The following is a 26035-nucleotide window of genomic DNA, read 5'->3' as shown; positions in this document are numbered from 1 at the left end:
ACGTCGAGCGCCGTGTGTCGGCGTCAGACGTTGACGCCGTAGTCGGACGCGATGCCGGCCAGGCCGGAGGCGTACCCCTGGCCGACCGCGCGGAACTTCCACTCCGCACCGTGCCGGTACAGCTCGCCGAAGACCATCGCGGTCTCCGTCGACGCGTCCTCGCTCAGGTCGTAGCGGGCGAGTTCCACCCCGTTGGCCCGGTTCACCACGCGGATGAACGCGTTGCGCACCTGACCGAAACTCTGCCCCCGGCTCTGCGCGTCATGGATGGAGACCGGGAACACGATCTTCGCGACATCCGCCGGGACGCCGGCCAGGTCCACGTTGATGGACTCGTCGTCTCCCTCGCCCTCGCCCGTGAGGTTGTCACCGGTGTGCTGGACGGAACCGTCCGGGCTGTTGAGGTTGTTGTAGAAGACGAAGTGCAGATCGGAGAGGACCTTGCCGGAGTCCGAGCACAGCAGTGCGCTGGCGTCGAGGTCGTGATCGGCGCCCGTCGTCGTCCGTACGTCCCAGCCCAGGCCGATCGTCACCGCGGTCAGGCCGGGTGCCTCCTTCGACAAGGAGACGTTACCGCCCTTGGCCAGGGTCACACCCATGAACTTCCTCCAATGATCCGGTGATCCGTTGATCAGCGATTCTTCGGCCGTCGTCGAAGAGGACGGCGGCCCTTCCCCTATGGTTCCCTGGTTGCGCAGGTCATGAAGTGGTGGCGTGGTCGCGCGATTCGCCGCCGGCGGGCTGCTGCGGCGCGTCGTCCTTCATGGCCTTGGTCTCACTCTTCAGGATCCGCATGGATTTGCCCAGGGCGCGGGCGGTGTCCGGCAGTTTCTTCGAGCCGAACAGCACCAGCACGACGATCGCCACGATCAACAGGTGCCAGGGTTCGAGGCCGTTGCGCAGCATGTGCGGTACGCCCTTTCTCAGGTGTGTTCCGGTCAATGTTTCCAGCAGGCGTTCGTGGACAGGGGATCGGACCGACGATGGACGGGGCCGTTGATCCACACGGACACCAACACTTGCTACATTGCGCAACTGTACAACCATGGGGGACGGGCGTCGGCTCTCTCCCGTGGCAGCCGGACGAACGGGGTGGTCGATGACAGGCAGTCACAAGGGGGCAGTGGTCCCGGGGCGGGGAGGCCGGCTGCGGCGCACCGCGATGTTCGGGCTGTCGTTCCTCGTCCTGCTGGTCGCCGGGGCGGGCTGGGGCTACCTCAAACTGACCGGCAGCATCGACACGTTCAGCGCGGACGGGATCTCCGGCGACCGGCCGCCCGACACATCCGCCGGACAGAACGTCCTGGTCATCGGCTCGGACTCGCGCTCGGGCGAGAACAGCGGACTCGGCGGCGGCACGGGCGAGGTGGGCCGTTCCGACACAGCGTTCCTGCTGCACGTCTACGCCGACCACAAGCACGCCGTCGCCGTCTCCGTCCCCCGTGACTCGCTGGTCGACATCCCGGCCTGCAAGAAGCCCGGCGGCGACTGGACGGCCCCCCAGCAGCACGTCATGTTCAACGGCGCCTTCTCGGTGGGGGAGACGGCGGAGGGCAATCCCGCCTGCACCCAGAACACCGTCGAACACCTCACCGGCCTGCGCGTCGACCACACGGTCGTCGTCGACTTCGCCGGCTTCTCCGCGCTGACCTCGGCCGTCGGCGCCGTCCCCGTCTGCCTTCCGCAGGACGTCTACCAGCGGGACCTGAACCCCAAGCGCTCCACCCGCGGCGAACTCGTCTTCGGCAAGGGGCCCCAGAGGGTGTCGGGACAGCGCGCGCTCGACTACGTACGGATCCGCCACGGCATCGGTGACGGCTCCGACATAGGACGCATCAAGCGGCAGCAGGCCTTCGTGGGTTCCCTGGTCAAGAGGGTGAAGTCGCGTGGCCTGAACCCCACCACACTGCTCCCGCTGGCCAACGCGGCCACCGACGCGATGACCGTCGACCCGGGACTCGGATCGGCCGACAAACTGCTGAAGTTCGCCCTGTCGATGAAGAACATCGACCTGCACAACACCAAGTTCGTCACCGTCCCCTGGCGTTACGAGGGAGCCCGCGTCGCCATCGTGGAACCGGAGGCGGACGCGCTGTGGGCGGCGCTGAAGGCCGACCGTACGATCGACGGCCAGGACGCGGCGGGCACGTCCCGCAGCAAGGGCGCGGCACCCGCACCGGGCAAGCCCTCTCCCACCGGACCCGTCTCGGGCCGGGGCATCGACGTGGCGGTCTACAACGGCACCACCGTGACCGGACTGGCGGCCCGGGCCGCCGAACTCCTGCGCGCGCACGGCTTCACCGTCACCGGCACGGCCACCGCGAACTCCCAGGACCAGACCGGCACCGTCGTCACCTACGGACCCGGGCTGAAGGACGAGGCCGAGACCACGGCCCGGCTCTTCGCGGGTGCGCGGACCACCCAGTCGGACAATGCGGGAATCCAGGTGATCGTGGGCAGCGACTACGCGGCCAGTCCCTCGGCCGCCCCCACCTCACCGAAGCCCGAGACCGTGCCGTCCGGCGTCGCGGACGGGGCCCGCTCCGCCGACGACGACCTGTGCAGCGACCTCTCGTACGGCTGACGACGCGGCGGACGGCTCAGGCCGGCGGCCGGGCCGTCCGCAGCTGGAGTGAAGGGTTCGCGGGCGGTGCGAACCCGAACGACTCGTACAGCCCGGCCCCGTCACCCGTCGCGTTGAGACCGACGACCGGCACCCGGGTCTCCTGACGGAACCACGTCAGCAGCGCGTCCACGCAGGCGCGGGCGTATCCGAGCCTGCGCCGCCGCGGATCGGTGCTCACATTGGACACGTGTCCGTGCAGCCCGGCCGGATTCGACGGACTCGGCGCGTGCACGTCGCACGCCCCCACCGCGCACGCCACCACGCCCAGTTCCCTGTCTTCGACGAGGAACGCGGCGAACTCGTCCGCCCGGGGCATGCGGTCGGCGAACCACCGTGCGGCGTCCGCCCGCCAGGCGGCGGTGTCGTCCCCGACGTCCATGCCCATGTCGGCCAGCATCAGCGCCCGCATCCGCACCAGCGCCCCGACATCGGCGATCGTGGCCCGGCGTACGGACACCGGCCGGCCGGGACCCGATCCGCCGTCCGTGTGTCCGGCAGCCACCGTGGTCATGAGATCCCTCGATTCCTCTCGTAGCGGTTGCGCGCCCAGCGGAGACCGCATGCGTACACCGCGAGTACGCCGGCGAGCAACAGGTAATAGAGCGGCGGCAGGGCGCTCATCCCGAGCAGCGGGCCGAGGGGGGTGAGCGGCAGGAGCACACCGACGACCGCGAGACCGGCCGCCGCCGCCCGCAGCGGGCCGCCGCGTCCCTCCGCGGTCCGCCGGCCGGTGCGCAGGAGGAGCATCACCAGGGCCTGGGTGAGGAGGTTCTCGGTGAACCAGCCGGAGTGGAAGGCCGCCTGCCCGTCCGCGGGTGAACCGTGCAGGGCCAGGGCGAGCACGCCGAACGTGGTCAGGTCGGCCGCCGCGTTCAGCAGCCCGAACCCGGTGATGAAGCGCAGGAAGTCCGCCGGGCGCAGAACCGTCGGCCGACGCAGGACGGAGGGCGCCGGCCGGCCGAAGGCGAACGCGAACTGCGCCGCGTCGAAGCACAGGTTCTGCACCAGCACCTGCGCCGGCAGCATGGGAAGGAAGGGCAGCAGGAGACCGGCGGCGAGCATCGCGATGACGTTGCCGAGATTCGACGACAGTGTGATGCGCAGGTACGTGGCGATGTTGCCGCTGCTGCGACGGCCCGCCGTGATGGCGTGATCGATGGCGCAGAGGTCCTTCTCGGCGAGGACGACGTCGGCGGCCTCGCGCGTCACGTCCACCGCGTTGCGCGGACAGAGACCGACATCGGCCGCGTGCAGCGCCGGCAGGTCGTTGACCCCGTCGCCGAGGAAACCCGTAGTGCGTCCCGAGGTCCGCAGCGCGTCGACGATCCGGGCCTTGTGCGCGGGGGTGCAGCGCGCGAAGACCGTCGTCCGTGCCGCGGTCTCGGCGAGCTGTTCGGCGGACAGCGCGTCGATGCCCTCTGCCGGGACGACCAGCCCCGGGTCCAGCCCGAGGTCCCGGCAGGCGCGGGCCGCCGTGCCCGGGTGGTCGCCGGTCAGGACCTTCACCGTCACACCGCGCCGGGCCAGGACGTCCAGTGCGTCGGCCGCGCTCGGTGCGAGCGCGTCCCGCAGGGTCACGAAACCGAGAAACGTCAGTCCGCGCTCGTCGGCCGGGGTGTACGCGCCGAGCCGGGCGGGCCGCTCGGTCCGGGCGACGGCGAGCAGGCGCAGACCGCCGGCCGCCTCGCGGGCCGCCAGCGCGTCCAGCCGTTCCCGTTCCGCCGGCTCCAGCGCGCACCGCTCCAGGACGGCCTCCACCGCCCCTTTCGTCACCAGCACATGGGTGCCGGTGCGGCCGGGAACACGGACGACCGCCGTGGCGAGCCGGCGCACCGGGTCGAACGGCAGCACGGCGACCGCGTCGTACTCCTCGGCAGGCAGCAGCGGCGCCTCCGGGCCGTCCTCTTGGTCCCAGGCGTCCAGGACGGCCTCGTCGAGCGCGTCGGGCGCCGGCAGATCCGCCAGCTGCAACGTCCACAGTGCATTGACGGCCGCCCAGTGCAGTACCGGAGCATAGGGCTGACCCGCCGGTCCGAGCGCCCGGTCCACGACCGGACGGTCCTGGGTGAGGGTGCCGGTCTTGTCCAGGCAGAGCACATCGATCGCGCCCAGGTCGTGCAGCGCGGGCAGCCGCTTCACGATCACCGCATGGTCACGGGCGAGCAGCGAAGCTCCCCGGGCCAGCGCCGTGGTGACGATGACCGGGAGCATCTCCGGCGTCAGCCCGACCGCCACCGCGACCGCGAACGGCAGCGTCTCCAGACCCCGTCCGCGCAGCGCGGCATTGGCCATCAGCACCAGGGGCGGAGTGATCAGCATGAACCGGATCAGGGTCCAGGAGATCCCCTGCACCGAGCGGTCGAACGCGCTCGCGCCGCGCCGGCGCGCCGAACGCTCGTAGGCGGCGGCGAACCGGGTGTTCCCACCGGTCGCCACCACCACCGCCGTGCCGCTGCCCGAGGCCACACTGCTGCCCTGGAAGCACAGCCGGCGCTCCGCGAAGTCGCCCTCCGCACCGTCGGGCACGCGCTGGGGCCCGGTCGCCCGCAGCGCACCGTCGTCCACGGGATGCTTGGGCACCGGGGCGGACTCCCCGGTGAGGGCCGACTGGTGCACGGTGAGGCCGCTCGCCCGCAGCAGTTGCACATCGGCGGGTACGAGATCGCCGGGGGCGAGCCGGACCACATCACCCGGCACGAGCTCCCCGACGGGCACTTCGCGGGCCTGCGCCGCCGCATCCGGGCCGCTGCGACGCAGCACGGTCGCGGTCGTCGCCACCAGCTCGCGCAGCGCGGCCGTCGCCCGGTCGGCCCGGTGCTCCTCCGTGGACCGCAGCAGACAGCTGACGACGACGAGCACCGAGATCACGGCGGCCGTGCCCCAGGCGGAAACCGCGGCGGAGACCAGTCCCAGGCAGAGCAGGACCGAAGTGAAAGGGTCCCGCAGCGTGCGCAGGAAGCGGCGCGGCCACGCGACCGGGCGCCGGGCTGGGAAGGTGTTCTCGCCGAACCGGGTCAGACGCTCCTGCGCCTCCGGCTCCAGCAGCCCGCGCGGCCCGCTGCCGAGGGAGCGCAGGACCTGCAGCGAGGTCGGCACCGCGGGCGGCCGTGCAACGGGGGGCGCGGATCGGGCCCCGGGCATCGGCACGACGACGCCCGACCGCTCGCCGGTCCCTCCGGGTCCCGCAGCGGCAGCGTTCTCAGGCACCGAGTTCACGGAGACGCGCGGGCTGCGCGGGCGGATACCCGGCCCGTTCCGCAAGCTGTCCGACCATCAGCCGCACGACGGTCACCACATCGGGATCATCGACCAGATACACCTGGCGGCGGCCCTCGCGGCGGGAACGGACGAGACCGGCGAGCTTCAGCTTCGTCAGATGCTGGCTGACCGAGGGCAGCGTGCCGCCCACCCGGTCGGCCAGGCCCGTCACATCGCTCTCGCCCTGGGACAGTGCCCAGACGATGTGCAGCCGGGCAGGGGTCGCCAGAAGACCGAAGGCGGCGGCGGCCTGCGCCAGCACATCCGCGGGCGGGTCCTGGAAACCGCCGCCGGTATCTGTCGACACTTCTGTACTCCCGTCCGCGTGGGCCGACTCCTCGCACCCGAGACGGCCAGTGTAGGCGCCGGTGACGGAGCCCTCCGAGTCGCTCGGAGCCGTACCGGCGGAGCCACCGCCGGGTCAGAGCCCGGTGGGCAGCGGCACGGGGCGGCTCCAGATGTCCGGCGGGACGGTGCGGATCCGGCGGCCGTCGGGACCGAGCACCTGCGCGGCGAACTTGTGGCAGTGCAGCACGACGAACGAGTCGGCGATCCTGAGCCCCGGAATCCGCCGCATCAGGGTGCGCGAACAGCCCGGCAGATCGTCGAGCGAGCGCAGGGTGAGAGCGATGGCGAGGTTGTGCGGTCCGGTGATCGACATCATCTCGACCGTCTCGCGCAGGTGGACGATGGGCGGGGCAGCGGAGAGATCCGCGGCCGGCGAGTCCGCCCACAGGACCACTGACACGGGCCAGCCCGAGTAGAGCGGGGCCGGCCGGCAGATGTGGGTGAGGGTGCCGGTGCTCTCCAGTCTGATCAGCTGGCGCCGTGTGGCCGACTCGCTCCGGCCCTGCCGGCGGGCCAGTTCCGCGATGCCGAGCCGTGAGTCGGCCGCCATCGCCAGAACCAGCGGCCGGTCCTCGGGCCTGAGGGACGGGACCGCCGTCGGGCCCGGCTCACGCGGGCGGCCGGGCAGATCGATCAGGCTCCGGGTCTGCGTGGGGTCGAGCCGGTCGAGCCGCCACCGGGAACCGGACCGGTGCACCGCGGTGACGAGATGAGTACGCGTCCCGGTCACCCCCGGCAGCCGCGACAGCCGAGTGGTGACGTGCTCGTCGAGCATCGAGAGACGGGGGAAGGCGACGAACAGCAGCATGGCGCGATCGCCGGTCACCTCGAACACGGAGAGGACGTGCGGGTCCTCGGTGAGCACGGCCGACCGCAGCGGGTTCCGCCCGCCGTCGCAGAAGACCTCGATCCAGGCCATGCAGGGAGGTGCCTCGCCGGTGTGCAGCCCGAGCGCCCCGCACCACCCGGTTCCGGCGGCGGAGATCCTGGCCCAGCGTCGGGCCAGCGTGTCCGGACGGGCCCCGAGGACCGTGCCGAGCCGGTTCCAGCCGGCCCGCGGAGCGATCTGGAGGGCATGGATCACCGCCCGGTCGGCTTCGCTGAGGAGGTATTCGCTGCGTGGCACGTGGGTTCCAGGTGGTTTCACCGGTTGACGGCGGAAATCGGAAGGCGTCAGCGGACTATGCCATGAGCATGTGTACGCATGATCATCGGGATGTGAAGGGCTGTGCGCGCGGTGGGCAGGGACCAGGACATACGAAGCCTCAGCGGGCTTCTGACGGGGGAACGGCTCGTCACGGTGCACGGCCCGTCAGGCATCGGCAAGTCGTGGCTGGCGCGCCGGGCCGCCGACGCGGAACTCCGGTCGGGCCGGCAGGTGGTGTGGATATCCGCTACCGGTCCGGCGGCCGACAGGCGTCCCAGAGCCGCCGCCCACCGGCTGCGAGGCCTGGATCTCCACGACGCGCTCGTCGTGATCGACGACTGCGAACACCTCGGGCCGCACGCCCGGTCGGAGACGGCGGGCCTGCTCAACGAGTTCCCCGGCATCTCCCTCCTCGTCACGGCCCGGCGCAGGCTGTACCTGGCCGGCGAGGCGGCTCTGCTGCTGGGCCCGCTGGACGGCCCCGAAGCACTGCGGTTGTTCACGGAGACGGCCGCGGCCGCGGGTGCCCCGCTGCCCGGGCCCGTCGCGGACGGCAGCGCACCGGGCGCCGTCCTGCGGACCCGGGCGACGGAACTGTGCGAACGCCTCGGCGGGATGCCGGGCCCGGTGCGGTACGCGGCGGCCCGGCTGGGCGCCGAGAGCCTGGACGCCGTCCTGGACGATCCGCTCGCGGCACCGGCGGGGTCCGGCCCCCAGGCGGACGCCGAGCAGGCCTATCTGACGTGTGATCCCGAGGAACGCCTGCTGTGGGAGCGGCTCTCCCTGTTCGAGGGCCCCTTCGACCTGGCCGGCGTGCGGGCCGTCTGTGCGTCCGGGGCGCTGCCCGAGGCCCAGGTCCTCGCCGCCCTCGACCGGCTCGCCCCGCAGCTGCTGCTGACGGACGACCGGGGCCGCTACCGGATGCCGCTCGCGGCGCGCAGGACCGGGACGGCCCGGCTCGACGCGCGAGGGGACCGATGGGCCGTGGTCCTGCACCACCGGCGCCACTACGCCGCCGTGGCCGAGGAGGCATCCGTCCTCTGGCGGGCGGGCCGGCATCGTGAGGCGCAGGAGCTGGTGGCCTCCGCGGGTCAGGACCTGGACGCCGCGATGGACCCCGGGACCGGACCACTGTCCCCCGCAGCGGAGGCGGAGACCGCCTCGGGCATCGCCGTCTCGCTGTGGTTCCACTGGGCGACCGGCGACCGGGCCGCCGACGGCCGCCGCCACGTCGGCCGTGCCCTCGGTGACACCCTCGCCCCGCGCCCCGCCAGGGCGTTGTGGCTGCTCGCGTACCTCATGGTGTGCGGCGGAGAGGTGACGGCGGCGGAACCGGTGCTCGCCGAGGCCTGGCCGCTCGCCGTCCGCGACGGTGACAGCACCTGCGTCGGGCAGCTCGCCCAGGTCAGGGGTCTCGCGCGGCTCTGGACCGGGCAGCCGGCCGAAGCCGCCGCCGAGTTCGAGGAGGCACTCGAAATCCTGCCGCGGACACCGGCGTTCGGACCTGGCAAGGGACTGACGGTGGCGCTGCTCGCGCTGGCCCTCGTCCAGACCGACCCGGAAGCCGCCATGGACGTGCTCACCACCTCGGGCGAGTGGACCCCGTCCGCGCCCGACGCCCAGGCCGACGCCTGGACCCGGTTCGTGCTGGCGGAGATCAGCCGGTGGGAGGGCGATCCGCTCCGCGCCCGCCGCTACGCCACGCAGGCCACCCGCCTGATGCTCGACCTCGGGGACCGCCAGAGTGCCGCCGTGGCCGCGGAACTCCTCGCCGACATCGAGACCGGTCTGGGCCATCACCGTGCGGCGGCCCGGCTGATCGGTGCCTCGGTCCTGTCGGGCCCGGACGGTCCGGTGAGCGGGCCGGCCGCCGTCCGGACGTCGCAGCGGCACGCCCGGCGATGGGAGAGGCTGCTCTCCGCGCTGGGCGAGGAGGAACTGCACCGGGAGCAGGAACGCGGCGCCGAGGAGGGGCTGGACACGGTTGTCGGCCCTGTCGGCGTTATCGGCCAGGAACAATCGAATGACTGACAATCGCACCGGAATTCGAGCCGTTCCGGGCATCGAGTGGCCCGAATCAGTCACATCCTCAAAATAGCGATCGCCCCCCACGGGTCGGATGCCTCTTTGCCATGCTGTCGCCGTACGCCTGCCGATGAAGCACTGAGTCCGAGGCTCCTCAAGATGGCTCTGACCTGCGTATTCGACGTCTTGAGGCTCCATGGTGAGAGAAGTGATCGATGCCGACCGAGCACGCTGACAGCACCCGGGGAGAGACCGCCGGGACCGCCCCGTCCGACGCCCTGGCCCTGAAGATCCTGGTCGCGGGCGGATTCGGAGTGGGCAAGACGACCCTCGTCGGCGCGGTGAGCGAGATCCGGCCACTGCGCACGGAAGAACTCCTCAGCGAGGCCGGGCAGTCGGTCGACGACACCGATGGCGTCGCCCAGAAGACCACCACCACCGTCGCCATGGACTTCGGCCGCATCACCATCCGGTCCGGGCTCTCGCTCTACCTGTTCGGCACCCCGGGGCAGGACAGGTTCTGGTTCCTCTGGGACGAACTCTCCCAAGGCGCCCTGGGTGCGGTCGTTCTGGCGGACACCCGCCGCCTGGAGGACTGCTTCCCGGCGGTCGACTACTTCGAACACCGCCGGATCCCCTTCGTCGTCGCCGTCAACTGCTTCGCGGGAGCGCGTGCGTACGGCGAACAGGACGTGTCGCGGGCCCTCGACCTCGACCCCGGCACGCCCGTGGTGCTCTGCGACGCCAGGGACCGGGATTCCGGCAAGGAGGTGCTGATCCGGATGGTGGAGTACGCGGGCCGGATGCACACGGCCCGGCTCCTCGACTCGGTGGGCTGAGCCGTCATGGCCTGATCCCGCCCCGCTCTTGTATCAGGAGACGCTTGCCCGTACGTGACCGGTGCGCAAGGCTTGCACGCAAGTGGGGCACGGGGAACGTATGAACGGGGAGGAACAGAATGGCGCTGGACAGGGGACTCGACTGGCTGCTCGACGATCTCACCAGCCGGGTGGAGCACATACGGCACGCCCTGGTGCTGTCGAACGACGGCCTGGTGACGGGGGCGAGCACGGGCCTGGCACGTGAGGACGCGGAACACCTGGCCGCGGTCTCCTCCGGACTGCACAGCCTCGCCCGGGGATCGGGACGGCACTTCCGTGCCGGAAGGGCCCGGCAGACGATGGTGGAGTTCGACGAGGCACTGCTCTTCGTGACGGCGGCCGGGGACGGCAGCTGTCTGTGCGTGCTGAGCGAGGCCGAGGCCGATGTCGGTCAGGTGGCGTACGAGATGACGCTTCTGGTCAACCGGGTCGGGGAGCATCTCGGGGTGGCGACGCGGCAGGACGGAAGCGCGGGAGTGAACCGGATCTGACGGAACTCATCGATCTGCGCGGAGTCGTGGGGCTGATGGGGGCTTATGGGACCTGACGGCTCTTGACCGGACCGAGGGGCCCTGAGGTGTCCGGCGGCCCGGCGCTCCGGCGGACTCGACCGAGCCCGATCAGTACTGCCGCCCGGCCCCTGGGAGTTATCCACAGGCCGGGCGGCAGTTGCCTTTCCCGGGCTACCGTGATCACGGAGAGTATTCGGATCTCACGGGGGAGAAGCGTCATGCCGATGACGGATGCGGTGCGCGACGACGGTGTTCGCAGGGTCGCCGTGAGCAGGGCGGCGGCGGATCTGGAGCTCAGGCGCGCAGAGTTCGACCTGGCGGTACACCTGGGCATCCTCCGGGTGGACACACGGCGGAACGGCGGGCGGGTCACGGTGCGCCAGGAGGAGATCGACCGGCTCCGCGCCGAGGACGGGTTCCCGGACACACTGCGGGAACGGGTGCGCACGGTGGGAACCGCGGAGGGCGCCCAGCTGCTCGGGATCAGCCCGGTCCGCTTCACCCGGCTGGCCCGCGCGGGCTGTGTCACACCGGTCGCCTTCTACCTCAACCGGTACCGGGCGGTGGTGTGGCTCTACCTCGCCCAGGAGTTGGCGGGGCTGGCGGCCCGGTCACCCGAACTGCTGGTGGGCATCAGCCCGCCCTGGATGCGCAGCCGGCTGGACGGAGGCACGGACTGCCGGCCGCGCAACTGGCGCTCGCGCCGGATCGAGCGGCTGCTGAGCCTGACCGGGGACCCCTGGGCCCGTGCGGCTGTCATCGCGGAGGCGCTGGACCCGGTCCAGCTGGCGGAGGTGGTCGACGATCCGTACGAGCGCGCGTACTTCGGCAGGGTCCGGCCCGAACCGGTCTTCGGCCAACGGGGGTCGGTGGCCGGCCGGGAGGCGATGGCGCGCCTGATGCTCGCCGACGAGCCGGACGAGATCCTCTGGCGCCGGGTCACGCTCGGCATGGAGCTGGACAGCGCACGGGAGCTGCGCCAGGCCCCACGGCCGGGGGAGGAGCACCTGATGACGGGAGAGGAGGACCTGACGGGGCCGTCGGCGGTCGAACCGGCGGACGCACGCGCGGACGGACCGGCACTCGGGCACGTGCCGGCGCTCCCGGTCGAACAGGGTGGCCCTGGGGAGGCGTCGGCCGAACGGCCGGATCCAGTAGGCGAGGGAGCCGTGTCCGGGCTGCTGGCCCGGCTCCGTCTGCGCAGGCCGCGGGGGACCGGGCGCGCTCGGCGGACTGCCCCGCCCCGGGGTAAACGGTTCGCGGCCGACCCCCGGACCAGGCATTCTGTGCCCCATGCTGATCAGGGAAGCAACCGCTGAGGACTGGCCCGCCATCTGGCCCTTCTTCCACGAGATCGTCGCCGCGGGCGAGACGTTCACCTACCCGCTCCATCTCGAAGAGGACGAGGCGCTCGGCTGGTGGCTCCTGGAGCCGCCGAACCGGACGGTCGTCGCGGTCGCCGACGACGGGACGGTGCTGGGCACGGCGAAGATGAACAACAACCATATGGGCAACGGTTCGCACATCGCCAGCGCCAGCTACATGGTCGACCCCCGGCACTCCGGGAAGGGCGTGGGACGGGCCCTGTGCACATACACGATCGACTGGGCGCGCAGCGCCGGGTTCCGGGCCATGCAGTTCAACGCGGTGGTGGAGTCCAACACCGCCGCGGTCGGGCTCTACCGTTCCCTCGGCTTCGAGGTGCTGGGGACCCTGCCGGAGGGCTTCGACCACCCGAAGCTGGGCTTCGTAGGAGTGCACATCATGCACCGGCCGCTCTGACGGGCGCCGGCCGGCCACTGATTCGCCACGGTCCGCCGTCGAGCGCTCACTTCCCGCCATGACCGTCCGGCCCGAACCCCGGCTGCTGTGTCCGGGTTGCCCCAACCGGCGACGATGTGCGGGCAGTTGTGACTCCACATGGTTTGTGGGGCGGGTGCACACATGGGGCACGGGGGCAGTACTGTGCGCCCCACCGCCATTCGGGCGATGAAACATTTGCGGAGGAAGAATCCATGACCATACCCAGGAGATCGCTGCGTGCTGCGGGAACCCTCGCCGCCGCTGCGGTTGTCGGCCTGACCGGCGCGGTTCTCACCGCCGGCCCGGCCGCAGCTCACACCCCCACCTGGGACGTGACCTGTACCGAAGTGAACCTGCACCTGACCGCGTACAACGGTGACGTCACCAACTCGGTGACCGTGACCGTCGACGGTAAGGACCTCCTGCCGACGGAGACCTTCGGCAAGGGACTGGACAAGAAGCTCGACCTGCCCGAGCACGACAAGGCGCTGACGGTCCGTCTCGTCGTCAAGGCCGGGGACGGCGACCAGTACTCGCGCGACGAGTCCAAGCAGGCTCCGGTGTGCGAGGACAGCACGCCGACGCCCACGCCCACCCCGTCGGTGACGAAGCCCTCGGAGACGCCCACCACGGCGTCGCCCACCCCGACCGCGACTCCCAGCGAGACCGCTTCGTCGTCTGCGCCCGCCGCAGCCACGCCGAGCCCCAGCTCGCCGGATCTGGCCGAGACCGGTTCGTCGTCGGCCACGCCCATCATCGGTGGTGCGGCTGTCGCCGTGCTGCTGGCCGGTGGCGGCATCATGTGGTCCGTGCGCAAGCGCCGTACCGCGCAGCACTGACGTAGTCCGGTCGTCCGGGTGCACTGAGAGCGCCCGGATCCCGGTCGAGGGGCGTGCCGTATCCCGGCTCAGGGACGGGCATGCCCCTCAATGCTGTCCGCCCACTGGTCAGGCGGGGTCCGTGGGGGTGACCGGCTCCGCGGCGTCCCTGTGCACCGGCGCCGACGTGGGCGGCGCCGCCGGCCCGATCTCGCACCAGACCGCCTTGCCCTCGCCGCGCGGCTCGATGCCCCACCGGGTGGCGACGGCGTCCAGGAGCAGCAGGCCCCGGCCCGAGGTCGCGGTCTCGCCCGGTGTCCGCCGCCGGGGCCACGCACTGGAGCGGTCCTGCACCGACAGCCGGACCCGGCGCACCGGTTCCGGCAGCACCTCCAGGGTGAGCACGGCCCCGCCCTCCGTGTGCAGCAGCACATTCACCAGCAGCTCACCGGTCACCAGCTCGGCGTCGTCCGCGAGTGCGGCCATGTCCCAGTCGGTCAGGGCCTGGCGCACGATCGTGCGCGCGTCGGAGAGCCCTTCCGGATCCGCCTGGTGGATGTACTGGTGGAGCCGGGGCGCCCGCGGCGACCCGGGGTCCGGGCTGCGCCGCAGCACGAGGAGCGCGACGTCGTCGCCCGAGCCCCAGCGCTCCCAAAGCCGGTCCGACAGGTGGTCGGCCAGTGCCTCGGCGCCGGCCGGCCCCGCGCTGACCTCGTTGATGAGGGTGCGCACTCCCGCGTCGATGTCGGCGCCCGGTTCCTCCACCAGCCCGTCGGTGTACAGGACCAGCGTCTCGCCGGGCACCAGGTCCAGCCGCGTCTCCGGGAACTCCTCGTCCTCGAAGTCCGTCGAGATGCCGAGCGGCAGCCCACCGCGCACCTGCGGGGTGCCGACCCGGCCGTCCGTGTGCCGGATCAGCGGGCCGAAATGGCCGGCCCGCACCACCCGTACCGTTCCCGTTCCCAGATCGACCTGGGCGTAGGTGCAGGTGGCGAACCGGTCGGTGTCCAGCTCGGCGAGGAACCGCGACGCCCGGGCCAGCACGGTCGACGGCGGATGCCCCTCGGCGGCGTACGCACGCAGCGCGATCCGCAACTGGCCCATGATGGCCGCCGCGTGCGTGTCGTGGCCCTGGACGTCGCCGACCACGATGCCGAAGCGGTCCTTGGGGAGTGCGATCACGTCGTACCAGTCGCCGCCGACCTGACGGCCGCTCCATGCCGCGTGGTACCGGACGGCGATCTCGCCGCCCTCGATGTCATGGATGCGGCGGGGGAGCATCGCGGACTGGAGGCCGGTGGCGAACTCGCGTTCCTCGTCGAAGAGTGTCGCCCGCTGGAGGGACTGGGCGACGATCGCGGCCAGCCCCAGGCACAGGTTGCGCTCATCGGCGTTGAACGGCGTGCGCTCGCGGTAGAACAGCGCCAGACCGCCCAGCGTCCGCGCCTGGGCGACGAGCGGGAGATAGGCCGCGGCCTGGAACCTGAGCTGTCCCACGAACGGTTCCAGCACCGGATAGCGCCGGGTGAGCGCGCTGAGCGAGCTCACGAACCGCGGACGTCCGCTGAGGACGGTGTCGGCCAGCGGGAACTTCGGGTCGAGCCGGCCCGAGCCCAGCTCGTCGACGACTTCCAGGGAGTCGCCGCTCAGCGCGATGACATTGAGCGTGGTGTTGTCCAGCAGGCCGAGCGCGAGCCCGTCGGCGCCCAGCCGGGCCAGCCCGCCCGGTCCCGTCAGCGCGGCCGTCACATCGTCCACGGTCACCGCACGCGACAGCGCACTCGTTGTCCGTTCAACGATATCGGTCTGACGCTGGCGGCGTTTTTCCAGTTCCAGTACGAAGGCCGAATGGGTGACTTCCGCCGTCGCGTCCCGCACCAGACCGATCACCCGGTGCGCCCGCCCGTCCGCGCCGCGCAGGATCCGCGCCTGGACGTGGGTCCACTGATCGCTGTCGTCCTCGAGCGGAACCCGGAAGTGAACGCTGTAGGAGGCGCTGCCGCCCTTGATGGCCTCGTCGATCGCCACATCGAGGCGGATGCGTTCGGCCGGGTCGAGCCGTTCCATCAGGGACTCGGGCCGGGAGTCGAACACGGCCGGATCCAGGCCGAAGACCAGCAGCCCCGCCTCGTCGATGTCCAGCGTCCGGGCGTCGAGGTCCCACTCGAAACTCCCGGTGCGGTTCATGGCAAGCCGCTCCGCCGTCCCGGTCTCGCCGTTGTGGGTCTTCTCGACCAACAGGCGGGGCGGGACGGGGATGAACGGTGGCCGGTCGTGATCGGTCATTCCAGCTCCGAAGATCGTCCGGCGGGCTGCCGTACGGCGTGACTCAATTGTCTGGCCGCTCCGGCCCGGCTGCCACAGCGGGAGCCAGGCCGCACGGCGCTCCCGACCGATGTCCCCGTGGCGGACCACCCCTCATGCCGCTGCCCCCGGACGGCCGCGCACAATGGCAGCGGAAGATCGTCCGTGACCGGCGGACGGTACGGCACTGGGGCTGACCGGAGCGCACGCATGAACCACGAGGATTCCGTCCTGCTGCACACCGAGGGACGCATCCGCCACCTCACGCTGAACCGTCCGCGCGCCCTGAACGCCCTGAACCACGCCATGGTGCTGCGCACGGCCCAGGCGCTGGACGCGGCGGAGCAGGACACGGCCGTCGTCGCCGTCCTGCTCACGGGCGCGGGGGAGCGGGGCCTGTGCGCGGGCGGTGACATCCGCTCCATCCGCGACGACGCCCTGGCCGGCGGCCGGTCCTCGCTGGACTTCTGGCGGGACGAGTACCGGCTCAACGCCCGGATCGCGCGCTTCCCCAAGCCGTACGTGGCCCTCATGGACGGCATCGTGATGGGCGGCGGCGTCGGCGTGTCCGCGCACGGCTCGATCCGTATCGTCACCGAGCGCTCCCGCATCGCCATGCCCGAGACCGGCATCGGATTCGTCCCGGACGTCGGCGGCACCCGCCTGCTCGGCGCCGCCCCCGGCGAGCTCGGTACGCACCTTGCGCTCACCGGCGACGCGGTCGGCGCGGCCGACGCGCTCGCGTGCGGCCTCGCCGACCACTTCGTGCCGTCCCAGGACCTCCCCGCCCTCGTCGCGGCCCTCGACACCTGCACCACGCCCGAGGCCGTCGTAGCGGTGGCGGAGCGCTTCGCGGGCACCGCCCCGGCCGGTGAGCTGGCCGGACACCGCGACTGGATCGACGCCTGCTACGCGGCGGACACCGTCGAGGAGATCGTCGAACGCCTCGCCGACCGCGGTGTGCCGGCCGCGAAGCAGGCCGCGACGACGATCCTGGCCAAGTCGCCCACGGCGCTCAAGGTGACGCTGGAGGCGATCCGTCGCGCCCGTCGGCTGGACAGTCTGGAGGCGGTCCTCGACCAGGAGTTCCGGGTCTCGTCCGCCGCCTTCACCGGACCCGATCTGGTCGAGGGCGTGCGCGCCCAGATCGTCGACAAGGACCGCAACCCCCACTGGCACCCGGCAGAACTCGCGGAGGTCACCGACGAGGACGTGACACGCCACTTCGCACCGCTGGGCGACGGCGAACTCGGTCTCGGGCCCGCGCCCGGCACCGGCCCGGCGGCAGCCGGCTGAGGACGGGCGCGGTACGGCCGTGACCGGCCGACGCCGGAGGCCCGGTCAGGCCTCCCCGTTCCGTCCCCCTCCCGGACCGGGCCCGAGCCGGGCCTCCGCGCGGTCCCAGGCACGCCGGTCCCCCCGCGGTGCGTAGTGCCGCACCTCCTGGGTACGGGCGACCAGCCGTCGCAGTCCCGCGAGGTCACCCACGAGGCCGTGGGCGCGGGCCTGCAGCAGGACGTTCCCGAGAGCGGTCGCCTCCGCGGGTCCCGCCGTCACCGGAAGCCCGCTCGCGTCGGCCGTCCACTGGCACAGCAGCTCATTGCGTGAGCCGCCGCCCACCAGGTGGATCCGCCGCGGCTCGCGCCCGGCGAGCTCGGCCGCCCTGCGCAGCGTTCTGCGATGGGCGAGAGCCAGACTCTCCAGCACGCAGCGCACGTACCCGCCCGGCGTCCGGAGCGGCGCCTGACCCGTCCGCAGCAGATACGCGTCGATCCTGGCCGGCATGTCACCCGGTGCCAGGAACGACGCGTCGTCCGGGTCGATCACCGCGGCGAACGGCCGCGCCACCGCCGCGTCGGCCAGCAGACCGGCCAGGCCGAGAGGCACGCCCGCACGGTCCCACACCCTGCGGCACTCCTCCAGCAGCCACATGCCCATGATGTTGCGGAGGTAGCGGACCGTGCCGTCCACCCCGCGCTCGTTGGTGAAGTTCGCCGCCCGGGACTCCTCGGACAGCACCGGAGCGTCCAGTTCCAGCCCGGCCAGCGACCAGGTGCCGCAGGACACGTAGGCGAAGTCCGCCTCCGTCGCCGGGACCGCCGCGACCGCCGACGCCGTGTCGTGCGAGGCGACCGTCGTCACCGGAGTGCCGGCAGGCAGCCCGGTGAACTCCGCTACGTGCGGCAGCAGCGTGCCCGCCGGGTCGCCCGGCCCACGCAGCGGCGGAAAGAGCGAACGCGACAGCCCCAGCCGCCCGATCAACGCGTCGGACCAGCCACCGGCGCGGGCGTCGAACAGCCCCGTCGTCGACGCGTTGGTGATCTCCGCGCCCACCGATCCGGTCAGCCAGTGCACCAGCAGATCCGGCATCAGCAGCAGCGTCCGCGCCGCCCCCCACTGGGCCGTCGTGCGGTGGGCGAGCAGCTGGAACACCGTGTTGAACGGCAGATGCTGCAACCCGCTCACCGCGTACAGCTCCCGCTCGCCACAGCCCTCCGGCAACCGCTCCGGCATCCCGGCGCTGCGCCCGTCCCGGTAGTGGAACGGCAGCCCCAGCAAGGCACCGTCGGCGTCCAGGAGCCCGTAGTCCACCGCCCAGGTGTCCACCCCGGCCGAGACCACCGGGCCGGCGCGTCCGGCTGCCCGCAGCCCCTCCAGCATGCCCTGGTACAGGGCCAGTACGTCCCAGCGCAGACCGTCCGGCAGGCGCACCGGAGTATTGGCGAACCGGTGCGCCTCGGCCAGATCCAGCGTCCCGGGCCCGACCCGGCCGGTCATCACCCGGCCGCTGGTCGCGCCGAGGTCGACGGCGGCGAAGACGGCGCCGCCGGCCGCGTTGCCGAGGGAGTTCACAGCCATGGCGCCCGTGTCCGCGTCATCGGAGGAAGGCCGCGGCCACGCCGGCGTCGACCGGAATGTGCAGACCGGTGGTGTGGGTGAGATCGCCGCCGGTCAGGGCGAACACGGCGTTGGCGACGTGCTCGGGCAGCACCTCGCGCTTGAGCAGCGTCCGCTGGGCGTAGAACTCGCCGAGCTTCTCCTCCTCGATACCGTACGTCGCGGCCCGCTGCGCGCCCCAGCCCGCGGCGAAGATGCCCGAACCGCGCACCACCCCGTCCGGGTTGATGCCGTTGACCCGGATGCCGTGCACGCCCAGCTCCGCCGCCAGCAGCCGCACCTGATGCGCCTGGTCGGCCTTGGTCGCCGAGTACGCGATGTTGTTCGGACCGGCGAACACGGCGTTCTTGGAAGCGATGTAGATGATGTCGCCGCCGAGGTGCTGCGCCTGCATCACCCGGGCAGCCTCCCGCGAGACGAGGAACGAGCCGCGCGCCATGATGGCGTGCTGCAGGTCCCAGTCGTGGGCGGTGGTCTCCAGCAGCGGCTTCGAGAGGGAGATCCCCGCGTTGTTCACGACGAGGTCCACGCCGCCGAACGCGAGCACGGCCGCCCTGAACGCCTCCGCGATCTGCTCCTCGCTCGTCACGTCGACCGTGACGGCGACCGCCCGGTCCGGTCCGCCGAGGTCCTCTGCGACCGCGGCCGCACTGTCGGCGTTCAGGTCCGCGACGACGACGCACGCGCCCTCGGCCACCAGCCGGTGCGCGATGGCCCGCCCGATGCCCGAACCGGCCCCGGTCACCAGAGCGACCCGGGTGGCCAGCGGCTTCGCCTTCGGCATCCGCCGCAGCTTGGCCTCCTCCAGCTCCCAGTACTCGATCCGGAACTTCTCGGACTCCTCGATCGGCGCGTACGTGGAGACGGCCTCGGCGCCGCGCATCACCTTGATCGCGTTGAGGTAGAACTCCCCGGCGACACGGGCGGTCTGCTTGTCCTTCCCGAAGGAGAACATCCCGACCCCGGGCACCAGCACGATCGCCGGGTCCGCCCCGCGCATGGCGGGGGAGTCCGGGACCGCGTGGCGTTCGTAGTACGCGCGGTAGGCCTCGCGGTACTCGCCGTGCAGCACCTTCAGCCGCTCCACGGCCTCGGCGACGGGCGCGTCCGCCGGAAGGTCGAGGACCAGCGGGCTGACCTTCGTACGCAGGAAGTGGTCGGGGCACGAGGTGCCCAGCGCGGCGAGCCGCGGATGTCCGGTGCGGGAGAGGAAGTCCAGCACGGGTTCGGCGTCGGTGAAGTGGCCGACCTGGGGGCGGTCGGTGGACGCCAGGCCGCGGATGACCGGCGCGAGTGCCGCCGCCCGCTCCCGGCGTTCGGCCGTGGGAAGGGCCTCGCGGCCGGGCAGCACGGCCCCGAACGGCTCGGGCCTGCCGCGCTCCCGCAGGAAGGTCTCCGCCGTGCGGATCATCCACAGGGCGTTGCGTTCGCAGGCGTCCGACGTCTCGCCCCACGCGGTGATCCCGTGACCGCCCAGCACGACGCCGACCGCCTCCGGGTTCGCCTCCTTGACGGCGGCGATGTCCAGCCCCAGCTGGAAGCCGGGCCGGCGCCAGCCCACCCATGCCACCTTGTCGCCGAAGCACTCGGCGGTCAGCTTCTCCCCGTCGGCCGCGCAGGCCAGGGCGATCCCCGAGTCCGGGTGCAGGTGATCGACGTGCGCCGCCTCGACCAGGGCGTGCATGGCGGTGTCGATCGACGGTGCGGCGCCGCCCTTGCCGTGGAGGCAGTAGTCGAAGGCCGCCACCATCTCGTCCTCATGCTCCACCCCCGGGTACACCTCCTTGAGCGCGCGGACCCGGTCCAGGCGCAGCACCGCGAGACCTTCCTCCTTCAGGGTGCCGAGGTCGCCCCCGGAGCCCTTCACCCACAGGAGTTCGGTCTCGCCGCCGGTGACCGGGTCGGCGCCGGCCGCCTTCACCGAGGTGTTGCCGCCTGCGTAGTTGGTGTTGCGGGGGTCGGAACCGATGCGGTGTGCGCGCTCCAGGAGCGCGGCGACTTCGGCGTGCGTCGCGGACGTCATGAGATTTCCTTCGGGACGGGAGGTGCGTGGTCGACGGTCGGGGCGTACGGGCGGAGCCGGGTCAGGCGCCCCAGCCGGCCTGGGTGCCGCCCACCCTCGCGGCCGCGATGCGCTGCTGGTTGCCGGAGGCCAGGTAGGCGGCGAACGGGTCGCCGGCCAGACCCTGTTCGCCGCGGACCTCGGCCAGCAGCGGCCGTACGTCGGTGTTGTAGGCATCCATCAGTACGGCGTTCGACGCGAGCACATCACCCGATGTCTGCGCGGCGACGAGCGCCTCCGTGTCGACCAGCAGGGCCTTGGCCGTGGCCTCCTGCACGTTGGCGACGGACCGGATCACCGCGGGGATCTTCGCCTCGATGTTGTGGCACTGGTCGAGCATGAAGTTGACGTTGGTCTCGGCGCGGAGACCGCCGTTCTTGACGACCTCGTGCATGATCCGGAACAGCTGGAAGGGGTCGGCGGCCCCGACCATCAGATCGTCGTCCGCGTAGAAGCGGGAGTTGAAGTCGAACGCGCCGAGCCTTCCCTCGCGCAGCAGCAGGGCCACGATGAACTCGATGTTCGTGCCCGGCGCGTGGTGGCCGGTGTCCACCACGACCTGTGCCTTCGGGCCGAGTTTGAGGCAGTGCGCGTACGCCGTGCCCCAGTCGGGCACGTCCGTCGTGTAGAACGCCGGCTCGAAGAGCTTGTACTCCAGCAGCATCCGCTGGTCGTCGCCGAGCCGCTCGTACACCTGGGCCAGCGCCTCGGCCAGGCGGTCCTGACGGGCGACGATGTCGTCCTGCCCGGGGTAGTTCGTGCCGTCGGAGAACCACAGCTTGAGATCGGGTGACCCGGTCTCGTCCATCACGTCGACGCACTCCAGCAGATGGCCGGTCGCCTTCCGGCGCACCGCCGCGTCCGGGTGGGTGACCGAGCCCAGCTTGTAGTCGTCGTCCTGGAAGACATTGGAGTTGATCGCACCGATCCGCAACCCGAGGCTCTCGGCGTGGCGGGTCAGCGCGGCGTAGTCCGCCACCTTGTCCCACGGAATGTGGAGCGACACCTTCGGGGCGACGCCGGTGAACGTGTGGACCTGCGCCGCGTCCTCCATCTTCTCGAACGGGTCGCGCGGCACCCCGGGCTGCGCGAACACCTTGAACCGGGTCCCGGAATTGCCGTATCCCCACGAGGGGGTCTCGATCACCTGGGACTTCAGGGCTGCCTTGACGGCCGACACATCAGACATGAACACCTCGTAAGCAGATTCATCCGACGACCGCGACCGTCAAGATGATGTGAATCGTTTCATCCGAACGTACGCTAGGTTTGGCGCCGCTCACTAGTCAAGCGGTCGGACGGTGTTCATCTGGGGCGGAACATGGTTTGAATCAATTCACCATGGATCGGGGCGTCCTGACCGAAGACGGGCCCGGCCCGCCCCGGCGATCCGGGGCGGGCCGGTCACGGTGCCCGGCGCGGTGTGCGACGGCGCCCGGGGCGCGCAGGTCAGCGCCCGCTGCCCGACATGCTGGGCTGGAGCGCGCGTACGAGGTCGAAGAACCGGGACTCGTTGCCCGAGAGCCCGGCCCGGCGCAGTGCGCCGTCGGCCTCCTCGATGGGTGAGGTCAGCAACGGCAGGTACAGCGGGGCGTCGTCGGGATCGGAGAGCGCCGCCCGGGTCGCCTCCAGTAAACGGACATAGGCCTGCGCCGCCGCGAGTTCGTCCTTGCGCATCTCAGCATCTCCCGGTCAGAGGTGTCGGACCCACCAGCATCTCCCATGGGTCTGACAACACCCCGCGCCGACGGCCTCGGCGCGCCTTCCGGGCGGTCCGGCTATCGGCTGTCCGGCCGGGGCGCACCGGCCGGCGGCTCCACCTCCAGGAACCTCCGGCGGCGCGGCCCCCGGTAGAGCAGCGCCGTCCATCCCCACTCCCTCAGGACCGCCGCGCACCGGGTCAGTTCGGCCTCCTCCTCGTGCGCCGCACCGCTGCCGGGCGGGCCGAGCCATTCGACCCGGGTGGTGCCAGGCGCCGTGCCCGCCGCTACCCGGTACCCCGTCACCGTGCGCTGCCCCGACGCGTCGACGGCGGACGCGATGAGCCCCGACGCCTCCAGGGTGAGCGCGACGGCCCGTACCGCCCGGTGCGTTTCCCACGGGGCCGGCACGGACTCCGGGGCGGGGTGCCCGGTGTTCGTCAGCCGCCGGATCTGGAGCATCCCGGCGAACGCGGTCCGCACCGAGGCCGCCCGCCGGTCGGCGGGCCCGGGGAGCGGCGGACCCTCCCCGGTGGCCGGTTCGAAACCGGTCTCTTCCTCGGCGCCCATCCGTCTCCCCTTCGCCGTACGGCACTGGTGCCAGTGTGCGCGGCCGCACTGACAACGGGGTCAGGCGGCCCCGATCACCTTGCCCGGGTTGAGGATGCCGTGCGGGTCGAGCGCCGCCTTCACCGCGTGGTGCATGGCGAGCACCGCCGGGCCCAGTTCCTTGTTCATGCCGCGCATCTTCAGCAGCCCCACCCCGTGTTCACCGGTGACCGTGCCGCCGAGCGCGATCGCGTCGTCGAGGATGTCCTCGAACGCCGCCTGGGCGCGGGCGCGCGCGGCCTCGTCCCCCGGCGGTGTGATGATCAGCGGATGGAGGTTGCCGTCGCCCGCGTGCGCGATGTTCGCCACCAGGATGTCGTGCCGGGCCGCCGTCCGTTCGATCCGGGCCAGCATCTCGGGCACCGCGGTCCGCGGCACGCAGACGTCCTCGGTCAGCACCGGGCCGAGCCGCTCCAGCGCCGGATAGGCCAGCCGCCGGGCCTGGAACAGCGCGTCTGCCTCCTGCTGGTCCGTGGAGACGGCTGCCCAGGTGGCACCGGCGCGTTCGAAGCAGTCGCGGACCAGTTCGGCCTCCGCGTCGCCCTCGGCGCCAGGCGTGTCGACCCGGCCGAGGAGGACCACGTCTGCGTCCGCGGACAGGCCCATCTTCTTCCAGGCGTCGACCGCGGCCAGGCAGTGCCGGTCGACGAGTTCGAGGGCCGACGGGATGACGCCGGACGCGGTCACCGCGCTGACCGCCTCGCCCGCGGCGACGACCGACGAGAAGTAGCCCGCCACCGTGCGTTCCTGGAGCCTCGCCGGGCGCAGCCGCACCGTGATCTCCGTGATCACCCCGAGCGTGCCCTCGGAACCCACCATCAGCCCCGCCAGGTCGTAGCCCGCCACGCCCTTCGCGGTACGGCGTCCGAGCGAGACGACCTCGCCGAGCCCGTTGACGACCTGGAGCCCCAGCACGTAGTCGCGCGTGACGCCGTACTTGACGCAGCACATGCCCCCGGCGTTCGTCGCGACGTTCCCGCCGATGGTGGACCAGGGCGAACTGGCCGGATCCGGCGGGTACCACAGCCCGTGCTCCGCGCTCGCCGCGCGCAGATCGTCGTTGACCACGCCGGGCTGGACCACGGCCAGCCGCTCCGCGCGGTCGATGGTGACGATCCGGTTCATGTCCTCGAAGGACAGGACGATCGCGCCGTCGACGGCGTTCGCGCCCCCGGACAGGCCCGTGCCGGCGCCGCGCGGCACCACCGGGATGCGGTGGGCCAGGCAGTGGCGCACCACGTCCCGCACTTCCTCGGTGCTCTGCGGGCGCACCACGGCCAGCGGAGTGCCGTACGGAGCCCATTCGGCCTCGTCGTGCTGGTAGCGGGCCAGGCCCGCCGGATCGGTCAGCACCCGCTGGGCCGGAATGCTGTCGACCGGTGCGTTCGCCACGATGGTGGCCACCTCCCAAAAGATGTATTACCCATCATTATGGAGCGGGGTCCCTCCGGGCGGCGGGACCGGGGGGCGGGCCGGGCCGAACGGGGCGCCGGACCTCGGTAGGCTCGGCCCCCGATGAACCCCGCACACCGGAGGACCGACGTACCGTGCCCGACAACGACCGAGCTCCCGCCCCCGACCGCGCGGACGGCACCGGCCTCTCCGCTCTGCGCGCCGACTGCGGGAACTGCTTCGGGCTGTGCTGCGTCGCGCTGACCCTCACCCGGTCCGCGGACTTCGCCGTCAACAAGGCGGCAGGCACGCCCTGCGGCAATCTCCAGGACGACTTCCGCTGCGGCATCCACACCCGGCTCCGGACCGAGGGCTTCGCCGGCTGCACCGTGTACGACTGCTTCGGCGCGGGCCAGAAGGTGTCGCAGGAGATCTTCGGCGGACGGGACTGGCGAACGGAGCCGGAGAGCGCCCGGCAGATGTTCGAGGTGTTCCCGGTCGTGCGGCAGCTCCACGAGCTCCTCCGCTACCTCACGGAGGCCGCGTCCATGGCGCCGGCCCGCCCCCTCCACGCCGAGATCCGGCGCACCCTCGAAGCCACCGACCGCCTCACCCGCCTCGACGCCGACGCCTTCGCGGACCTGGACGTGGCCGCGCACCGTGACGAGGTCGCCGCCCTGCTGGCACGTACCAGCGAACTGGTGCGCGCCACCGCTCCGCGCAAGAAGAAGCGCGACCACCGCGGCGCCGATCTCATCGGGGCCCGCCTCAAGGGCGCGGACCTGCGGGGCGCGGACCTGCGCGGCGCCTACCTCATCGCGGCGGACCTCGCCGGCGCCGACCTGCGGCTGGCCGATCTCATCGGCGCCGACTTCCGGGACGCGGACCTGTCGGGCGCCGACGTGACCGGTGCGCTCTTCCTCACGCAGGCGCAGGTCAACGCGGCCCGGGGGAACGGTGCCACCCGCCTGTCGCCCACACTCGACCGCCCGGCCCACTGGGAGAAGTGACCGGCCGCCGCGTCATCACACCTGCGGAACCTCGCTCTCCAGCGCCGCCTTGAGACGCTGGAGCGTGGTGCGGATGTTGTCGCGCTGGAACACCGCGAAGGTCTTGCCCCGGGTCGCCGCCCGGTCGAAGGCGTTGGCCAGGAAGTCCGGCCAGGCGCGGCGGTCGTCGGTCCAGGTCTCGGTGACCCGGGTGCCGCCGTCCACGGCCTCGAAGCGGTACTCCCAGGTGGCGATCGAACCCGGCAGCCGCGGCCGCTTGGCACCGATGGCGTGGACCCGGAAGGCGAACCGCTCACCCGGGTCCGCAGCCGTCACCGTGCACCGCGTCGTCCAGCGCATGGACCCGCGCTTGTTCCGGCCCTCGAAGACCATGCCGACGTACGTGCTCCGCGGCTCGCCGAGCACCCTCGCGCCCCGGTTCTCCGGACTCCAGCGCCCCATCGCCGTGGGGTCGCTGACCCGTTCGTACACGGCCGACGGCTCGGCCAGGACCACGATGCTGTCCGACACGGACATGGTGCGGGGCATGGAGCACTTCCGTTCCGCGGCCGACTGCGGCAACCACCGGGGCGTCGGGCCGACCGCACGGCCGACGGGCTCCCGGAGCCCACACCCTACTCACCGGTCACATAGGCTCCGGAA

23 protein-coding genes are annotated in these 26035 nt (G+C 72.0%); 9 read left to right on the top strand and 14 right to left on the bottom strand.

Annotation, left to right across the window (positions count from 1 at the left end):
- Positions 1–23: 23 nt before the first annotated feature.
- Positions 24–599 (bottom strand): TerD family protein, encoded by a 576-nt coding sequence (locus OG521_01905; protein ID WUW19597.1) that lies wholly within the window; start codon positions 597–599, stop codon positions 24–26.
- Between the two features lie 100 nt (positions 600–699).
- Positions 700–906, bottom strand: a complete 207-nt coding sequence (gene tatA, locus OG521_01900; protein WUW19596.1) for a Sec-independent protein translocase subunit TatA — start codon at positions 904–906, stop codon at positions 700–702.
- Between the two features lie 256 nt (positions 907–1162).
- On the opposite strand from tatA, the gene OG521_01895 reads away from it, so the two are divergent.
- Positions 1163–2584 carry an LCP family protein gene (locus OG521_01895; protein WUW26546.1) on the top strand — a complete coding sequence of 474 codons (1422 nt, stop codon included), beginning with the start codon at positions 1163–1165 and terminating at the stop codon, positions 2582–2584.
- Between the two features lie 16 nt (positions 2585–2600).
- Here OG521_01895 and OG521_01890 read toward each other — a convergent pair whose 3' ends face one another.
- From OG521_01890 to OG521_01875, 4 genes are all read right to left on the bottom strand, one after another.
- Positions 2601–3137, bottom strand: a complete 537-nt coding sequence (locus OG521_01890) for a GNAT family N-acetyltransferase (GenBank protein ID WUW19595.1) — start codon at positions 3135–3137, stop codon at positions 2601–2603.
- Positions 3134–5842 (bottom strand): magnesium-translocating P-type ATPase, encoded by a 2709-nt coding sequence (mgtA, locus tag OG521_01885; protein ID WUW19594.1) that lies wholly within the window; start codon positions 5840–5842, stop codon positions 3134–3136. Before mgtA ends, OG521_01890 begins: the two co-directional genes overlap by 4 nt.
- The gene (locus OG521_01880; GenBank protein ID WUW19593.1) at positions 5826–6191 is read right to left on the bottom strand and encodes a metalloregulator ArsR/SmtB family transcription factor; all 366 of its coding nucleotides are present in this window, start codon (positions 6189–6191) and stop codon (positions 5826–5828) included. The genes mgtA and OG521_01880 overlap by 17 nt, the downstream gene beginning before the upstream one ends.
- Positions 6192–6305: 114 nt before the next feature.
- Positions 6306–7358: an Lrp/AsnC family transcriptional regulator gene (locus OG521_01875; protein WUW19592.1), complete on the bottom strand. Its 1053-nt coding sequence runs from the start codon at positions 7356–7358 to the stop codon at positions 6306–6308.
- Positions 7359–7532: 174 nt separating this feature from the next.
- Here OG521_01875 and OG521_01870 point away from each other — a divergent pair, with 174 nt between their 5' ends.
- The 6 genes from OG521_01870 to OG521_01845 all read left to right on the top strand — a co-directional run bounded on the left by OG521_01870 (position 7533) and on the right by OG521_01845 (position 13439).
- Positions 7533–9410: a hypothetical protein gene (locus OG521_01870; protein WUW19591.1), complete on the top strand. Its 1878-nt coding sequence runs from the start codon at positions 7533–7535 to the stop codon at positions 9408–9410.
- 209 nt (positions 9411–9619) lie between these two features.
- The gene (locus OG521_01865) at positions 9620–10243 is read left to right on the top strand and encodes an ATP/GTP-binding protein (GenBank protein ID WUW19590.1); all 624 of its coding nucleotides are present in this window, start codon (positions 9620–9622) and stop codon (positions 10241–10243) included.
- 119 nt (positions 10244–10362) lie between these two features.
- The gene (locus OG521_01860) at positions 10363–10776 is read left to right on the top strand and encodes a roadblock/LC7 domain-containing protein (GenBank protein ID WUW19589.1); all 414 of its coding nucleotides are present in this window, start codon (positions 10363–10365) and stop codon (positions 10774–10776) included.
- Positions 10777–11015: 239 nt separating this feature from the next.
- Positions 11016–12116 carry a DUF6397 family protein gene (locus OG521_01855; GenBank protein WUW19588.1) on the top strand — a complete coding sequence of 367 codons (1101 nt, stop codon included), beginning with the start codon at positions 11016–11018 and terminating at the stop codon, positions 12114–12116.
- Entirely contained in the window at positions 12091–12579 is a 489-nt protein-coding gene (locus OG521_01850) for a GNAT family N-acetyltransferase (protein WUW19587.1), read from the top strand. The genes OG521_01855 and OG521_01850 overlap by 26 nt, the downstream gene beginning before the upstream one ends.
- A 233-nt stretch (positions 12580–12812) precedes the next feature.
- Complete coding sequence (locus OG521_01845) at positions 12813–13439, top strand: LPXTG cell wall anchor domain-containing protein (GenBank protein ID WUW19586.1); 627 nt, start codon at positions 12813–12815, stop codon at positions 13437–13439.
- A gap of 108 nt (positions 13440–13547) precedes the next feature.
- On the opposite strand, the gene OG521_01840 is transcribed toward OG521_01845, so the two are convergent.
- Positions 13548–15704: a SpoIIE family protein phosphatase gene (locus OG521_01840; GenBank protein ID WUW19585.1), complete on the bottom strand. Its 2157-nt coding sequence runs from the start codon at positions 15702–15704 to the stop codon at positions 13548–13550.
- Positions 15705–15932: 228 nt separating this feature from the next.
- Here OG521_01840 and OG521_01835 point away from each other — a divergent pair, with 228 nt between their 5' ends.
- On the top strand, positions 15933–17018 hold the full coding sequence (locus OG521_01835) for an enoyl-CoA hydratase/isomerase family protein (GenBank protein ID WUW19584.1): 1086 nt from the start codon (positions 15933–15935) through the stop codon (positions 17016–17018).
- A 45-nt stretch (positions 17019–17063) separates the two neighbouring features.
- Here OG521_01835 and OG521_01830 read toward each other — a convergent pair whose 3' ends face one another.
- From OG521_01830 to OG521_01805, 6 genes are all read right to left on the bottom strand, one after another.
- Positions 17064–18581 carry a rhamnulokinase gene (locus tag OG521_01830; protein ID WUW19583.1) on the bottom strand — a complete coding sequence of 506 codons (1518 nt, stop codon included), beginning with the start codon at positions 18579–18581 and terminating at the stop codon, positions 17064–17066.
- 16 nt (positions 18582–18597) lie between these two features.
- Positions 18598–20643, bottom strand: a complete 2046-nt coding sequence (locus OG521_01825; GenBank protein WUW19582.1) for a bifunctional aldolase/short-chain dehydrogenase — start codon at positions 20641–20643, stop codon at positions 18598–18600.
- Between the two features lie 61 nt (positions 20644–20704).
- Positions 20705–21871, bottom strand: a complete 1167-nt coding sequence (gene rhaI, locus OG521_01820) for an L-rhamnose isomerase (protein WUW19581.1) — start codon at positions 21869–21871, stop codon at positions 20705–20707.
- A 260-nt stretch (positions 21872–22131) separates the two neighbouring features.
- Entirely contained in the window at positions 22132–22359 is a 228-nt protein-coding gene (locus OG521_01815) for a hypothetical protein (GenBank protein WUW19580.1), read from the bottom strand.
- A 101-nt stretch (positions 22360–22460) separates the two neighbouring features.
- Positions 22461–22952, bottom strand: coding sequence for a hypothetical protein (locus tag OG521_01810; protein ID WUW19579.1), 492 nt, complete (start codon positions 22950–22952; stop codon positions 22461–22463).
- A 60-nt stretch (positions 22953–23012) separates the two neighbouring features.
- Positions 23013–24383 carry an FAD-binding protein gene (locus OG521_01805; protein ID WUW26545.1) on the bottom strand — a complete coding sequence of 457 codons (1371 nt, stop codon included), beginning with the start codon at positions 24381–24383 and terminating at the stop codon, positions 23013–23015.
- A gap of 155 nt (positions 24384–24538) precedes the next feature.
- Between OG521_01805 and OG521_01800 the strand changes: the two genes are divergently transcribed.
- The gene (locus OG521_01800; protein WUW19578.1) at positions 24539–25393 is read left to right on the top strand and encodes a pentapeptide repeat-containing protein; all 855 of its coding nucleotides are present in this window, start codon (positions 24539–24541) and stop codon (positions 25391–25393) included.
- A 15-nt stretch (positions 25394–25408) separates the two neighbouring features.
- On the opposite strand, the gene OG521_01795 is transcribed toward OG521_01800, so the two are convergent.
- The gene (locus tag OG521_01795; protein WUW19577.1) at positions 25409–25921 is read right to left on the bottom strand and encodes an SRPBCC family protein; all 513 of its coding nucleotides are present in this window, start codon (positions 25919–25921) and stop codon (positions 25409–25411) included.
- Between the last annotated feature and the right edge of the window lie 114 nt (positions 25922–26035).

The organism is Streptomyces sp. NBC_01463, from assembly GCA_036227345.1.
GTDB lineage: Bacteria > Actinomycetota > Actinomycetes > Streptomycetales > Streptomycetaceae > Streptomyces.
Note: the sequence above shows the minus strand (reverse complement) of the source record. Positions and strands in the feature narration are given on the sequence as shown.